The following is a 15,922-nucleotide window of genomic DNA, read 5'->3' as shown; positions in this document are numbered from 1 at the left end:
GACGTTGGAGGGCTTCGCCGGATAGTAGAACTTGTAGCTGTCCGAGGAGCAGATGATTTCCTTGACCGTGGCAGACCCATCGGGACTGGTCACGAGCGAGCGATGATGCATGTGGTCGTGCCCACCCAGCGTATAGCGCACGCCGTTCTTCGCGAGGCTGCCGATGAACGCGTTGCGGCCGGCCGGGTTCTTCGACGGATCGTCGCCGAAGAGCGTGTCGACGTGGTTCTGGCCGATCAGGTTCTTGTGTGCGAGCACGAACGCGTGGGAGTTCTTGCGGCGACCAGAGAGGCTGGAGTCGATCCAAGGCTGCTGGTCGATGATGTTGGCGCCAACTGCCGCGGTCGACGGGCCGGTGCTTGCCGGCGAGAGGTAGGCCGTGGTCGTGCCGTTGAAGACGCTGCCGTCGGCACGAGCGAACTGGTCGAGCATCACGAAGCGAACGTTGCTGAAGTCAAACGAGTAGCTCAGGCCGTCAAGCGCGGCGAACGGGCTCGAGAAGTTGTCGGCGCCGTGGACGTGCTTGCCGTACCCGCGTGCCTGCGGGTACAGGCCGAGGAACTCGTTCGCGGCCGTCGTGCTGCCCTCGTGGTTGCCACGGAGCGGGAAGAAGCCGATCTCGGCGTCGTAGAGCGCCTGCGCTGCCGCGGCGCGAACGGGCATGGTCCGCTTGCCTGCGGTGCCATTGGTGGTGTCGTCTTCCTGGTCGATCAGGTCGCCCACCTGGATGACGAACTTGACGCCGTGCTTGATGAACTCGGCGTTGACCAGGCTGATGATGCCCACCGCGCACGTGCCAGGGTTCTGGCCGTCGAGGTTCTTGCCCCACTGCGTGTCGGCCATGACGCCGAACTTCCAAGGCTTGCCGTTCTCGCGATGCATCCTGCTTGCGGCGAAAGCGCCCTCCGGGGTGAGCCACGGAGCCAAACCTCCGACCGTCAGCGCGGCTGCGCCGATCGCACCTGACTTGATGAAATCCCTGCGGTCCATCACGTGCCCCCTTCGTATTTGTGCTCGTTATTGAGTGGCGAGCTGGGGTGCGAGTCGCCGTGCTGGCCGGTATCGGGCTTCTCGGGTGGAGCCGGCCTGGCCATCACGGAGCGACGATGTGCGAGTCCCGCCATTGCCATTGTTGGGCGGCACGGAACGGAAGTGGTTGCAACGAGGCTGCAAGTCGTTGCGCGGACGTGACGACTTCGCAAGAACTGTGTGAAACGGCGCCCGGAGCCCGCAGCCGAGACGGCCGCATGCTATGTGAGAGCACGCAGAAGCGCCCGGCGGAATCGATCCGCCGGGCGCTTGCGTACTACGGTTGCGCGCTAGCGCGCGAGGGGTTCTCGGCTACTTGACGAGGACCGCCTTGGTGCCGGAGGTGTTGGCTGCGTTGTACGTGCCGCCGAGGTAGCGGGCGCGAACCTTCTGCGTGCCCTTGCCAGGCTTCCACGAGTAGGAGGCCTTGGCGTAGGAGCCGGATACCGCAAGCGTCTTGCTCGCGAGCTTCAGCCACTTCTTGCCCGAGAGGCGCTCGAAGACCACGGTGCCGCCTGCTGCGGTGTTGGGATAGACGCTTGCGGTAAGGCCTACGGTTCTACCTGGCTTGATGTGGCCGGCCGACGTTCTGAGGCTTACTGGCGCCTTCACGCCCACCGTCACGTAGGTGTCTGCGCCAGAGTTGCCGGGCGTCGCGTCGACGTGCACGCGGTAGGTCGTGTTCGTGTAGATCGGGGGCAGGTCGAAGAACTCGAACTCGAGACTGCCGTCGGACAGGGTGGGCTGCGTGGTGTCGATGAGTGTCTCGACCGAGCTGCCGGCCTGCGTCGCGTACACCGTGACGGTTGTCGGATCCGAGGGACCGTCGATCTCGCCCACGATGTAGGGCCAGTCGCCGAACGAGATGGAGCCCGATGCGTCGAGGATGTTGATCTGCGTCACATCGGTCTCGGCGTAGCCGGTGATGGGCCACTGGGTCACCGTGTTGGCGGTGATCGGCGTAGTCGATGGGGGCTTGGTGAACGACGAAGAGTCCTGACCCGAGAGGCTCGGCTGGAAGGTGACGGCTACCGTGCTCTGGGGCAGCGAATTGTTGAGGTCCTTGACCTCCCCGGCGATGGTAGTGCGCGCCACGGGCGCCTCGGAGTCCGTCTGATCGTCACTGGACCCGGTATCGAGTGACGTGGCCGAGATCGTTCCACCCAGCGCTGTTCCGGCCGGGACGGTGAGAGTTGTTGCGATGGTTTGCGTCGCTTCTTGGCCGTAGACGATTGCCTGTACGTTGACGCGGTTGGCGCCGATCTTGACGCCGTTGGGCGCCTCGACGCCCACGATGGTGGCACGCTCGTGCTTCGCGGAGTACGTGCCCTCCAGGCGAACCGACAGGATTCGAAGGTCCTCGTTACCCCACTGCAGGACGGACTGCAGGTCGTCGATGGCCATCTCCGAGTCCATGGATGCGTCGTAGACGGTGTCGGGGCTGTCGATGTGGTTGGGGATGACGACCTCGTAGCTGCTGCCTTTGCCGTCGGCGACGTCGACCGTCGTGGTGGTGTACGCGCTACCGGCCAAAAGGCTTTGGTCGTAGAGGTTGTAGCCCGCCATGTAGACCGCGGCAGCGGCCATGGAGCCGTCGGCCATGCCGTTGCTGAAGAGCTGGCGCGGAATGTAGACCGTCGACGATGTGGTGGCGTGGCTCTCGCGGTCTGTGGCGGTCGCCGTGATCGTGGTCTCGTTGGCGACAGCACCCAGCTTGCCGAGGACGCCGGAACGGCGGTCCTGAGTGATGACGCCATTCACTGCGCCGGCGTCCCACACCTTGTACGCCTCGTAGGAGCTCGGCCAGACGCTCTCGATCCAGGCGTTGGCCATGTACAGGCTCGTGGCGCCCGACCAGTACGCCGGGTGGCCGAACGCGAGCACGTTGTTGCCGTTGACGTAGGTGACCGTACCGGCGCCACCCACGATCATGTCGCCGCGCGCAGCGAGTGCCGCCACGCTTGCACCGGCAGTCATCTCGGTGGAGAAGAGAGGGCCGCTGCCTCCGGAGCTCAGAGGCGCCTCGATGTTCACGAGGCTGACGCCGTGAGCCGTGAGGTCCTGGGCCAGCGCTTTGTACATGGTCGAGGTGGGCTTCATCCCGCCGATGAAGACCGAGCCGAGCGGCTTGGCGACGAATGCACCAGCCGCTGCCTCAGCCGAGTAGTCCTGAGGATCCGGCGCGATGATGATCTTGTTGATGACGCCGCTGGAGGTGATCACCGGCGCGCTCATGGGCACGACGTCGGTGGCGTGATCGGTCTCGATCTTCGACATCGCCTCGATGGGCGTTGCGAGGCCTCGGCCGCCCAGCGTGAAGTAGTCGCCGTAGGAGACGGCGCCCACGAGCTTGTCGCCGCTGGCGGTCTTGACATAGACGGGGCTACCGCTCATTCCGGCGACGATGCCGCCGTACTGCGCAATGACCGAACCGGTCGCATCGAAGGTGATGAGCGATCCCTCGTCGTAGGCGTCCCCGGTCTTGGGAACTGCCAGGACCTTGAGTGGGATGGTGGCAATATCGGAGCCCTGGACCACGGTGGCCATGTAGCCGTCCAGCGGGCCGCTGCCGAGCGCGGTGCGAAGGTCGTTGAAGGTCATGATCGGCACCGTGGGTGCCGCCAGCGCAGCGCTGGCAAATGCCATCGTAAGTGCCGCGACTGCGGCGACGATCAAGAGCAGGCGTGCGACCGAGCGTTTGCCCAACATGGCTACCCCTTCATCTTTGCGGTGATCTCCCCCCGGAGAGGCCGCTCTACCCGCCGCAAATGCGACGTTCGCAGGAATGTATCACTCCGCTGTGACAAGCAGTTAACGCGGGGGTTACCACTGTTCACTACAGTTAGCGATGAAGAGCGGGGTCGCATTCCCGGAAGTTCGAGGTAAGGCTGCGGTCGTAGGCTCGCATTGCGCCCGAACAGTCGGGCGGCCCTTGGACGCTACGCGATCTGCGCGACCGCGTGTCGGTCGCACGCGCGCTGCGCCGCCATCCACTGCCGGGGCTCACTCCATCGAAGATTCTGGGGGGAATCACGATGAAGCTGTCTTCTCTGCCCGGTGTCCACCGCGTGCTCTCGGCGCTTCTTGCGTCGGCGATGCTGACGTCCAGCGTGCTGTCTGGCGCTTCTGTTGCCGCCGCTGGTTCGGCGCCGCCTGTCGTCGATACCGTGGCGAGTCCGCCGTCCGTCTCGGCGAGTAGTAAGCCCGGCGTGGTCGCTGAGGTCGTGGCGTCGCGAACAGCCGACTCCAGCACCTACCAGCTGACCGACGGTTCTCGGCGAGCCGAGATCTTCACCCAGCCCATCCACTTCCGAGACAACGCCGGCCACTGGGACGACGTGGATCCCACCCTTGTGCCCACGGGCGTGTTCGGACAGTCGCGTGCGAAGGCGACCGAGCTGACCGAGACGTTCGGCTCGGATGCGGCAACTGGTGCGCCCGTGACCGTGTCCAGCGATCACTGGTCGATGGGCATGGACCTTCTGGGCGGTCGCGAGGCCGGGATGATGGCCATAGGCGATGAGGCAGTCTGCCCGCTGGCGCAGACGGCGACCCAACTCAAGTACGAGACGCGAAGCAACGGCGTCAAGGACACGCTGGTGCTCGACTCGCCCCAGGCGCCGGACACGTTCTCGTTCTTCGTCAGCCTCAAGAACCTCGCCGTCTACACCGAGCCGGGAACCGGTGCGTTCGCGCTCTTCGATTCGACGACCGGCGCGCAGGCGGGCCGCATCGAGCCGCTCTCGGTATACGACTCCGCCGAGACGTCCGCAGGCGGTCCGGCAATGTGCACCACCGCGACGATGCGTGTCGTGCCTACCGATAGTGGTGCGTACCTGACGTATCAGGTGCCACGCGGTTGGCTCGAAGACGCGGCCCGCGTGTATCCGGTCTACGTGGACCCGGCCGTCACATTCGCCGGACCCTCAGACACGCGCAACGATACGTTCGTCGCAAAGGGGGACTCGTCCTACCACTACTCCGACGAGCACCTCGACGCGTCCACGTTCGGCTCGGGCGATGTGCGTCGCGCGTTCGTCAACTTCAACCTGAATTCGATTCCGAATGGGTCGGCGATCAACTCGGCAGTTCTGCAGACGTATCTCTGGCAGAACTCGTCGGGCGGCAACTTCACCATCGTGTGCCAGCCGATTCGCGGCACGTGGGGGTACAACGCCACGTGGGCTAACACGTTCGGGAACGGTTCCGTGGCGATCGGCGGCGGCGGTGACTACCGCTCGATTCCAGCCGGAGCCAATCAGTACGTCGCCTGGGACATGACCAACTCGGTGCAAGGCTGGTTCAACGGGTCGATGCCCAACAACGGACTCGTGCTGTACGCCAACAACGAGTCGGCTATCTCGCAGCACAGCTTCCGGTCCGCCGAGTACACAGCGTGGACTTCCCGGCAACCGCATCTGGTTGTGGACTACACTCCGCCGTCCGTGACGGCTGATGCGCTCAAGCCCGCATACCACGCTGGCGACACGGTGTCGCTCAACCTGCACGCCACGTCGCGCGCGGTCACGAATCTGCAGGCGAAGGTCGAGGGGCGCACTGCAACCGGCGCAACGGCGCTGCAGGCTCAGTTCGCGTTCACCGCAGCACTGCCGGGCGGTGCGTGGGTCTCAACCCCTGTCGAGGGAGGTTACATCTCGTATTATCCGACGCCTGCTACCCTGTCGACGCCCGACGCAGGCATCGAACCCGATCTTGCAGCCTGCTCGACGGTGAGTCGAGGCGATGGCCGAGACGTGACGTTCGTGTACCGGATCGGCAAAGGCCACGGCGACGTTCAAGCCAACCAGCTGAGAACTATCGATCCCGACTGGCAGACCGCATGGCAGGACCAGGGGACGTCGTACGCAGTACTGGTCTCTCCTTCAGCCGTCCCGTGTGCAACCACGAGCGCGAGCGCTTCCTGGTTCGCCGAGTCCGACACCAATGCTGACGGCATCAACGATGCCCTGTGCGACACGGATACGGCGGGCCGAGGCGCGGTCGCCCTGACTTGGGACTCCGCGCCGATCGCCACGGGCTATGGCGTCTACCTGTTCGACGGTCACCAGTACGAGCGCGTCGCAACCACGACAGCGACAAGCTGGTCGACTGCGGGCAAGCACCTGTATCCGAGCGACTCGGCGATTGCTTCGATGACGTCTGAGTTCGCGGGCAATCCGTTCGCGGCTGGCACAACGGAGTTGCGTGACGATCCTCGCCCGCTGTACGCAAGGACGCAGGGCACCGTCTTCGACGGCACGCCGAGCTACGCGTGGAAGGTCGTACCTTTCAACAGCGCGGGTAGCGCGCCTATCGGGCAGTGCGCCACGCTGACTGTGGAGCTTGATGGTCGCACCAAGCACGTCTCGGATGCGCCCCGGCACACTGCGGTCGATCTGGGCTCCCTAAACGGCAACTCAGGTTCGGTGCGTTTGGACCGAGGCGACCTAACGCTGTCTGCTACGGACCTTGAGATTCCCGGAGTGGGACCTGCCGTCTCCGTCGCACGCACGTACCGGTCGTCGAGTGTCAGCAGCGGGCTCTTGGCTCCCGGATGGCGCTTCGGGTTCGAGCGCAGCGTAGCCGCCAGCGGCGATGCCGCCACGTACGTAGACGAGCGTGGCGACTTGCATGTGTTCGCGCGCGTTGGCGACGGGTGGGTTGCGCCGCATGGGGACACCGACGTGCTGACGGGTGACTCGGCAAGCGGCTTCACTCTCGTGCACAAGGACCGCACGCGTACCACGTTCGATGCCGCTGGACGCCTTTCGAGTGAGGCCGACGGCAACGGCAACACTGTGCGCTACGACTGGGCAAGCGACGGCTCCGCTCTCACGATCCGCTCGCCCAAGGACGTCCCACTACTGCACGAACGCCGCATCACGGTGACCTTCGTGAGCGGACGCGCCACCAACGCGACTGCGCACGTGACGGGCGAGGCTGACCGGGTCGTCACCTACGACGCGGTTCCCACGTCGCTCACGACTGTGCGGCTTCCCGGCAGCAACGCGCAGTCGACGACTGTGTACCGGTACGACGGGCTGCGCCACATCGTGGCAATCGCCGCGCCCGGCTTCTCGGCGGGGGCGAACGGCGAGGCTCTCTGGGGAGTGAGTTACGGCTCGACGGGCACGAGCCTGACGGTCACCAACGACTCCGGCGGACGCACGCCTCAGATGCCGCGGACGGTGAGCTGGGACGTATCGGCGGGTCGAGGCACTGTCGTCACAGCGTCAGGTACAAGCACGATCGGGTTCGACCGGCTCGGCGAGCAGGTTTCGGCGAGTCAGGAGAACACTTCGGCCGTAACGCGCGACGGCTACGACGTCGATGGCAACCAGATTATCGAGGTCAGCCCGTCCGGGCGAACCACTATGTCGGCGCACGACGGTCGCGGCAATGAGCTGTCGGCGACCGACGAGAACGGGGCGGTCACGACTTTCGCATACTCGAACGACCTTTGCGTCGCCGAGACAGACGCCCGCGGCGCGCAAACGACACGCTCTTTCGACGGCGCCGGCAACCTGCTTGTCGAGGAGAAGACGCTCAACGGCGCCGGCGACCGCTCGCATGTCGAGTTCGCATACAACTCGGATGGCACGCTCGCCACGCAGAAGAAGCGCGTCGACGCTTCCCGAGTCGCCGAGACCGACTACAGCGACTACTCCGACAGCGGCGAGGCACAGACGACCACGCTGAAGAACGTCGAGCTGGCCGAAGGCTCGTCGCGCGATCTAGTCAGTCACACATGGTTGGACGGCTACGGTGGTGTGAAGTCGGCCGTCGACGCCCTCGGCATCACGACTGTCCAGCAGACCTTGGATGCTTCGGGCCGAGAACTTGAGGCGGTGGATGCGAGCGGCACGGTCACCCACACACGCTACGGGACTCTGGGCGAGGTCGCCAGGTCGTGGCGGTCGAACCCGGCCACCTCGGCGATCGTCGACTGGCGGGAGACGGAGGTCGACGGTGCGGGTAACGTCACCACCGAGACGGCAAAGGCCTCCGATGGAGCCACCGTGTCGACCGTCGCCCACGTCTACGACGCTGCCGGCCGAGAGGTGAAATCCGACGACAGTGCGGTCCCTGGCGCGGTCGTGCAGAAGTTCGATGCGCAAGGCAACGTGAAGCAGAGCTGGGAGGAGGGCGCCGACTTGGCCTCGGTCGCGGCATCCCAGCGAACGAGTTTCAACGCAGAGGGCGAGGAGACCAGCTCGACTAAGCCTGGCGCGAACACGGCAAGCACGGTCACGAGCTACACAGCCACGGGGATCTCGCCAAGCAGTCGGACGCCGAAGGTCCCACGACGAGTTTCTCGTACGACGATGCCGGCAATCTGACGAGCGAGGCCGAGAAGACCGACGCCGGAGTCGCCGAGACAGAGTTCGAGACGGACTTGGACGGCAGAACAACCGACGTCCTGGAGGCCGACGGCAGCAGTGAGTCCGCACAGTTCGATCTGGAAGGCAACGAGGTTGCGAGTGCGCTCGGGACGCAGGCGGCGACCACGAAGCTGGTCAACGTGCTTGGGTGGACGCTGCGCACTAACGAGTTTGACGGCTCCGTCACCCGAAACGTCTACGACGCGCTGGGCCACTTGGTGAAGGCTGATGTGAATGGGCTTGTCAGCCTGGCCGACTACGATGGACAGGGGCGGGTGGCTCGGCAAGTGAATCCCGACGGCTCAACGGCGGTCTACGCGTACGACTGCTTCGGGCGATCGACGGGATCCGTGGAGTCGAGCGGCTCTGCAGTGGTGCGGACGACAACCACGTCCTATGACAGCGCAGGGCACGACGCCACGTCGAGCGTAGTCACGAGCGCGGGAGTTCCGAGTTCCGAGATCGCGGCGTACGCGGCCGATGGGCTGACCACGGCGACGCGGGTGTCTCGATCCGGAGTGGCTTCGGTCACGACCGTCACCGATGGTGCGGGCGCGCTTCGCTCGCTGCTGGCCAGGTTCGCCGGGACGTCGCTGGACTTCTCAGTCGCGACGACCGACTCGGCTGGTCGCGTGGTGTCGACGACGTCGAATTCACTCCCCATCGCACGGGCATGCGCTTGGACGCAGGCCGGGCAGCTCGCCCAGTCGAGGGCAGGCACGGCAACGGCCGACTATACCTACAGCCCGATCAGCGGTCGGAAGACACACGACTCGCGACATCTCGCATTCGGTTCTCGCGACGAGGCCTCGGACTACGGCTATGACCTCGCGGGTCGGCTTGTGTCGGCCAGTTTCAACGGGACGACCACCAGCTACGAATACGATCCGCAGTCGGGGGCGCTTCTGGGCGTGAAGCGCGGCGTTTCGGCCACTAGTTCCTTGTCGTACGAGACGAGCGGGACCGGCAGGCTTGTCGCGGCGGGCGCGCGGCGTTACCAGAGCGATTCGCGGGGCCGCCGAGTGGCGGCGGGAACCGGCACCAATCCCAACGAGACGAGCTACGTCTGGATGGGAGACCGGCTGGCGGGCATCACGTGGCCGACCGGGAGTGCAACCTACAGCTATGACTCCTCGGGCCAGCGAGTGCGCTCGGCGGTGACGAGCGCTGGCGTGACGACGACGACCGACTACGACTACGAGGACAACCGGCTTGTGGGGCTCTCGGCGAACCGTTCCGACGGGGCGACTTGGACCGTTGACTACATCTTCGACGGCTCCGGCCAGCTCTACGCCGGCGTGTATGCGGGCGGCGACGCGACCCCGACTCCGTTCCTGGTCGACACGAGTGACCGAGGCGACGTGCGCGAGTTGCTGGATGCTAGCGGTGCTGCGTTCGCGATGTACTGCTACGACGCGTATGGGGTCTGCACGGAGATGAGCAGCGCGGGTACTGCGAAGGTGCCAGCGACAACGGCGGCGTTCATCGCGGCGCGCCAACCACTGCGCTACGCGGCCTACACATTCGACTCCGAGAGCGGTCTGTACTACTGCTTGGCTCGCTACTACGACCCTTCGGTGGGTGCATTCATCTCGAAAGACCCGCAGCGGGCGGACGGCGAAGGGAGCCCCTACCAATACTGCGCCGGTGACCCAGTCGGGCGCACCGATCCGAGCGGAACGATGTTCCTGTCGCTCCACCACCAAGACGAGTTTGAACACGCGCGCGCGAAACTGATCGCCGCGGCAACGCAGCTCGTGAAGTGGAACGTCGGCTACAGCCACGGCGCGCACGTCCAGAGGCCCAAGAAGAACGGGCAGATGGACTGTTCGGGAGCGGTCGCGTGGATCTTCCGCAAGGCTGGCACGTGGTTCAACAAGCACATCCCAGATCCCACGAGCAGCTCAAGATGGAATACGGATTCGTTCGTCGAGCACTTGTCGTGGAGGACGAAGCACTGGAGCCAGAAGCAGTTCTACTCTGGACGCCCTTGGCAGGTCGGCGACGTTCTGGTGAGAGGCTGGTCGGGCGGAAAGATGGGCCACATCGTGATGGTCGTTCGCGACGGCGGCAGCCCCAAGTTGTTCGAGTGCGCAGGGAGCGCTCGCGGGCAATACCGAGAGGGCGCTCGCTTCATCCCGATCGCAACGCGTTTGAATTCCTGGACGCCCACATGGGCGGGACGCTTCTTTGACTACGAGCCGAAGGCTCCCTACGGGGGTCGAATCTAGTGGGAGGGCCACACACGCGAGGTTTCACCCAGAGAGTTGGCAGGGTGGCGCTGCTCCTGTTGGCGGGCCTACTCATGACCGCAGCGGCGGCGTGCGTGAAGCGTGGAACGTATCGCTCAAGCCCGCTCATCCACGAGACCACTCACGCGGTTGAGACCTCCGCCATCGCCAGTCCTTCCGAGGTTCGCGCGCTGATGTTGAAGTTTCGCCAGCCAGAAGAGCCGGGTGACCTCGGCTACGAGCTGTTGGGTGCAAACCACAACGACACTGCGTCATGGGTTCGCGCCGTGGTACTCGGCAACACGGACTACGGGAGGCTCGTGCACTCGCTGGTCTCCCAACAAAGCGGTATCCCTACCGACGCAATAGCAATCTTCGACCAGCGCCTTGCCAGCAAAGGAGCTACGTCGACCTACGACATGGTCGTCAACAGTGAGTGGACAACGGACAACGGCGTGAACTCCGCTGGGCGTCATCTCACCGAGCTGATTCCAGCGTCAACATTCATGGGTGACCTGTTCGATGGGGTTGGCCATCTGGCTGGATCTCGCTCGGCGAAGTCGCTGGAGGTGGCCGGTTCGTTGGCCAGCATGACATTCACCGAGCCTGGGAGACCGAACGTGACCCTGGAATTCGAGATAGCCCGCGACTCAGACGGGCGCTTGCATGTGGTGGGACTCCGCAACTATTCGCAACTCAAGCGAGCGCTCGCAGGGACTGATCTCGTCGAGGGACTGCCCTAGGGCGCCCGCAACGAACGCACCGCATCACGCATCAGGCGTCCGCCCGGCGGGCGCCTGATCGGCGCTTCAGCCAGCTGCATCCACGACCTGCGGCCCTAGCCGGCACGCCCGCCCCAGCGCAGCGTCGCACGCCGCGATCGGTACTGCCGGCTCGCCCGGGAGCCACGCGCGCAGGCGCTCGTCGCGCGCGAGCATCGCGCAGAGGTGGCACAGCGGCAGGCCAGCCACGTTCTGGTAGCACTCGTCGACGGTAACCTCGGCGACCTGCGCCTCGATGTTGTAGGCGCCGGCGCAGCCAAGGAACGTGCCGTGAGCCATCCACTCCTGGATGTCGGCGTCGGTCAGCGACTTCATCTCGACATCCGTGGTCACCGCCAGTACCCGGGGCTCGTCGACGTCGGGCGCGAGCAGCGCGATGCCGGTCACCACCTGGTGCGTGCGGCCGGACAGCGCGCGCAGCATCCGCCAGGCGTCGTACACGTCGGCGGGCTTGCCCAGCACCGCCTCGTCGAGCACCACGATCGTGTCGAAGCACAGCACCAGCGCGCCCGCGCCCAACCCCTGCGCGCGGGCCTCGGCGGCCTTCTCGGCGGCGAGTGAGACGGCGAGCGCGGGAGGGTCGGCTGCGAGCGGCGTGTCGAGCGACTCGGGAGTGTCGACGGCCGCGCACTGGAACGGCAGCTCCAGCCACTCGAGGAGGCGTCGGCGTCGTGGCGACTGCGATGCGAGCAGCATCGGCACTGTGCCCGCACGGTTCTGCGAGTCGGGATGTGCCGATTCAGGTGTAGCCGGGGCAGCCATGCGCCGATGATAGCGCAGGAGGGTTTCGCGCCCGTGCCCTGCTCGGCAAGACCTATAATGGGTCAGGCCAAGACGATCGCGACGGCGCGGGGCAACCGGAGGAGGGTCTTTGACCACGGAACAGGCCGGTGTCGAGAAAGCGCCGCCCATCATCGAGCGCTTCATGCGCCAGCTCGTCGTGGCGAACAAAGCCGTCGCGCTCTATCCACCCTCCAGCACCATTCCGCGAGAGAACGCTGTCGAGGCCGTCAACGCGCTTAACGACGCGCTCGAGGAGTACCCCGAGATCTCGCTGGCGGTCACCAAGAACGGCCTCTACTTCGACGACCTGCCCATCTTCCCAGGCCAGTCGGCGTTCGACGCGCTGGCGATGGAGTTCTACAACCGCCGGCTTGCGGTGGTTCGCTTCCACTCCGGCGTGACGCCGCAAGACATCATCTCGTTCCTCACCGTGCTCAAGTACACCCCCGAGGAGCTCATCGCAGCGGGCGGCTACGAGGCTCAGCTGTGGGATCAGGGCGTGGGCACCATCACCGTCATCGAGACGCAGGTCACCCTCGTCAACCAACAGACTGACGAGGGCGAAGGCGAGTATGCCGACGACGAAGGCATTTCGCCGACCACCACGAGCGTCGAGGTTCGCTCCAGCGCGCCGCGCTCTCGCGAGCGCATCGAGCTGGCCCGCGTGAGTGGCGACGAAGCCGCGATCAGGCACTACCTCACCGACACCACCGGCGAGGGCGGGACGGAGGGCGGCACGCTCGATCTCGCCGCGCTACGCAAGCGGTTCGTCGAGTTCTCGCACATGATCAGCGAGCAGACCGGCCCACCCGCCGACAAGATGACACGCATGTTCGCCGACGCGCTCTGGGCGCTCGATCCCGAGATGCGCCAACAGCTGCTCGAGAACGAGCTGCTTCCCGAGGCGCGCACGTCGGAGAGCGTCGGAGGCACGCTGCGCAAGCTCAACCTCGAAGAGATCATGCGAATGCTGGTCGATGGCGAGGACTTCGATGAGCGCAAGATGGGCTTCATCCGCGCGCTGAAGAACCTCGTCCAGATCTCGCATATGGAGCGCGAGCGAGTGGCGCAGGCGGCTACCGGCGCCATGCAGGCCGCCGGTGCGTCTCGCGAGATGATCGACGAGGTCATCTCGCAGGGCGTTCCCACCAAGCTGACCGTGCGCCGGTCTCGCCCGCGAACCGGACTGGATGGGGCTGCGGCACTGGTACTCAACCTCATCGACCAGGCACCGCTTTCCGGCGCGCTCGAAGAGACAAACGACCCCGACATCCTGGCCCTGCGCGAGGAGGCCGAGGTTGGCGTCACCGACGGCGACATCATCGCCTCGCTCGTCACGCTCGCCGGCTTGGAGTCGCGCGAGACTCAGTTCGCCAACACCATGTCATCGCTGGAAGACGCGCTCGACGCGCTGGTGGCCCGAGGTGACATCGAGACGGCGGCCGAGGCGGCGCTCAACCTCGTCCACGCCGCCGAGAACCCCAGCCTCTCACCCGAGCAGGTTCGTCGCCTCGAGGGTGCGGTCACGCGTTTTGCTCGGCCTGACGACATCCGCGCGATCACGCAGACCCTGCGCACCTACGAGCCGGGCCAGCCCGAGTACGAAGCCGCGCAGCGACTGCTCAACACGCTTGGCGCGCTGGCCGTGCGCCCGCTTCTCGAACAACTGGCCGACGAGCCGGACCGCGCCGAGCGCAAGGCACTGGTCGACCTGATCTCCAAGGACGCGGACAAGAACATCCCGGAGCTCGCACTGCACGTTACCGACTCGCGCTGGTACTTCGTGCGCAACGTCGTCGCGATTCTCGGCTCCACCAAGTCGCCCACCATCATCGGCGCGATGGAACGCACGCTTCGTCACCCCGAGCCCCGGGTTCGCCGAGAGACCATCCGCGCGCTATCGATGGTGCAAGACGACCGCATGGCCATCGAGATGCTGGTTGCCGCGCTCACCGACGAGGACGCCCACAACGTCCAGTTGGCGGCGCGCTATCTCGGGCTGCGTGGTACGCGCGCCGCGGTGCCGGGTCTTGAAGCCGTCGCCAAAGGTGAGGGTCGCGGGAACCGCGAGAACGGGCCGCGGGTCGAAGCGATGGAGGCCCTTGGCCGAATCGGCGAACCGGAGGCGCTCCCCACCCTACAAGCTCTGGCGCGCAAGCGCTCGATCATCGGTGGGCGAGGCGCCAAAGAGCTGCGCACCGCCGCCGAATCTGCGGTCGCCGCTCTCAAGGCGAAGGGGGGTCAGCGATGACACCGGCCGACGCACCAACACCCCCGCCGACTCCGGTCAGCACCGATAGCCTTCTCATCGCCCAAGAGCAACTCGGCGTGGGCGCGATTCACTACTCGGGCAAGCAGGCCTCGCACGCCAAAGAAGTGCTCAAGGCGCTGTACGCACTTCGCCGAAGCGTGCGTTTCTACCCGCTCGAGCACCCGGCGGTTGTCGAGAACGTCGCGCAGCTCGGACGAGCACTCGCCATCTACCACGACGAGGGCGTCGAACTCCAGCTCGCGTTCTTCGAGGGCGAGATTCTGCTCGGCGATCAGCTCCTCGCCGAGGAAAGCGTCACCTACGACCAGTTCACCTCCGAGATGCAGGCGATCGGCGTGGGCTCGCTCATCTTCAAGCAGGGCATCGAGAGCAGCGAAATCGCACGCGCGGCGGTGGTGCTGAGCGTGGACGACTGCGACGTCGAAGCTGCGGGCGGCATTCTGCGACTCGCGCAGGCCGCCGACATCCCGCACGTCCAGATCGGTCTGGTACTCGCCGCGCAGCCGGAGTTCGTCGGCACCGAAGACGAGATGGCGTACCACGCGTTTACCAGCGCAGTGGAGCTGATGGAAGAGCTCGACGAGCGGTTGCGCCGCCAGATGGCGATCAACCCCACCAAGGTGCGCACGGTCGTGCGCTCGCTCGTCGACTCAGTGCTGAACAACCGCTACTCGATGCTGCAGCTCACGGGCTTGAAGAACTACGACGAGTACACGTTCTACCACTCAGTCAACGTCGCCATCCTCTCGCTGGCGCTCGGCTCGCTCATCTCCAAGGACGACAAGTTCCTGTCCTCCCTGGGCACGGGCTCGCTGATGCACGACATCGGCAAGCTGGCTATCGGCCACGACCTGATCAACAAACCGGGACAGCTCACGCCCGAGGAGTGGGCCGCGATGCAGCGCCACCCGGTCCTCGGCGCCGAGATGATCGCGATGATGCCCGGAATCGATAAGTCCTCCATCGTCAGTGTGCTCGAGCATCACATGCGTTACGACGGCACGGGCTATCCGCGGCGCCCCGTTCCGCGGCCGCAACACCTGGTGGGACGCATCGTCGCGGTGGTGGACGCATACGACGCGATGACGTCTCGGCGAAGCTACTCGGCGGCTCGGGTGCAGGACGAGGCGATGAGCCTGCTCGCGCAGGGTGCGGGCGACTCGCTCGATCCTGTGCTCGTCCGGCTATTCGTCAACATGCTCGGGATGTATCCGCCGTGCACGGTTGTCGAGCTCACGAGCGATGAAGTCGCGATCGTGGTGAAGCCGACCGACGGCGAACCGCTCAAGCCCACGGTGCGCGTGATTACCAGCGCAGACGGCAATCTCATAGACGAACCATTCGACATTGACCTCGCCGAGCGCCACGATTTGAGCGTACGGGGTACGCTTGACCCGAGGCTGATCAACATCCAGGTCGAAGACTACGTCTAACGACCGCTCC

8 protein-coding genes are annotated in these 15,922 nt (G+C 65.5%); 5 read left to right on the top strand and 3 right to left on the bottom strand.

What is annotated here, in order from left to right; all coding sequences use genetic code 11:
- Together P4L93_10570 and P4L93_10565 are read right to left on the bottom strand one after the other, a co-directional pair.
- Positions 1-990 (bottom strand): metallophosphoesterase (locus P4L93_10570; GenBank protein ID MDR3687387.1); only part of this gene is annotated, 990 nt, incomplete at its 3' end.
- 351 nt (positions 991-1,341) lie between these two features.
- Positions 1,342-3,738 carry a hypothetical protein gene (locus P4L93_10565; GenBank protein ID MDR3687386.1) on the bottom strand — a complete coding sequence of 799 codons (2,397 nt, stop codon included), beginning with the start codon at positions 3,736-3,738 and terminating at the stop codon, positions 1,342-1,344.
- A 326-nt stretch (positions 3,739-4,064) separates the two neighbouring features.
- On the opposite strand from P4L93_10565, the gene P4L93_10560 reads away from it, so the two are divergent.
- From P4L93_10560 to P4L93_10550, 3 genes are read left to right on the top strand one after another with little or no spacing between them, the layout of a single operon-like run.
- Positions 4,065-8,369, top strand: a complete 4,305-nt coding sequence (locus tag P4L93_10560; GenBank protein MDR3687385.1) for a DNRLRE domain-containing protein — start codon at positions 4,065-4,067, stop codon at positions 8,367-8,369.
- 56 nt (positions 8,370-8,425) lie between these two features.
- Positions 8,426-10,642 (top strand): RHS repeat-associated core domain-containing protein, encoded by a 2,217-nt coding sequence (locus P4L93_10555; GenBank protein MDR3687384.1) that lies wholly within the window; start codon positions 8,426-8,428, stop codon positions 10,640-10,642.
- Positions 10,643-10,686: 44 nt separating this feature from the next.
- Positions 10,687-11,385 carry a hypothetical protein gene (locus tag P4L93_10550; GenBank protein MDR3687383.1) on the top strand — a complete coding sequence of 233 codons (699 nt, stop codon included), beginning with the start codon at positions 10,687-10,689 and terminating at the stop codon, positions 11,383-11,385.
- A 66-nt stretch (positions 11,386-11,451) separates the two neighbouring features.
- On the opposite strand, the gene P4L93_10545 is transcribed toward P4L93_10550, so the two are convergent.
- Entirely contained in the window at positions 11,452-12,186 is a 735-nt protein-coding gene (locus P4L93_10545; GenBank protein MDR3687382.1) for a Maf family protein, read from the bottom strand.
- Positions 12,187-12,295: 109 nt separating this feature from the next.
- Between P4L93_10545 and P4L93_10540 the strand changes: the two genes are divergently transcribed.
- Together P4L93_10540 and P4L93_10535 are read left to right on the top strand one after the other, a co-directional pair.
- Complete coding sequence (locus P4L93_10540; protein ID MDR3687381.1) at positions 12,296-14,458, top strand: HEAT repeat domain-containing protein; 2,163 nt, start codon at positions 12,296-12,298, stop codon at positions 14,456-14,458.
- Complete coding sequence (locus P4L93_10535; GenBank protein ID MDR3687380.1) at positions 14,455-15,912, top strand: HD-GYP domain-containing protein; 1,458 nt, start codon at positions 14,455-14,457, stop codon at positions 15,910-15,912. The genes P4L93_10540 and P4L93_10535 overlap by 4 nt, the downstream gene beginning before the upstream one ends.
- Positions 15,913-15,922 lie beyond the last annotated feature (10 nt).

The organism is Coriobacteriia bacterium (assembly GCA_031292615.1).
Classification (GTDB): domain Bacteria; phylum Actinomycetota; class Coriobacteriia; order Anaerosomatales; family JAAXUF01; genus JARLGT01.
Note: the sequence above shows the minus strand (reverse complement) of the source record. Positions and strands in the feature narration are given on the sequence as shown.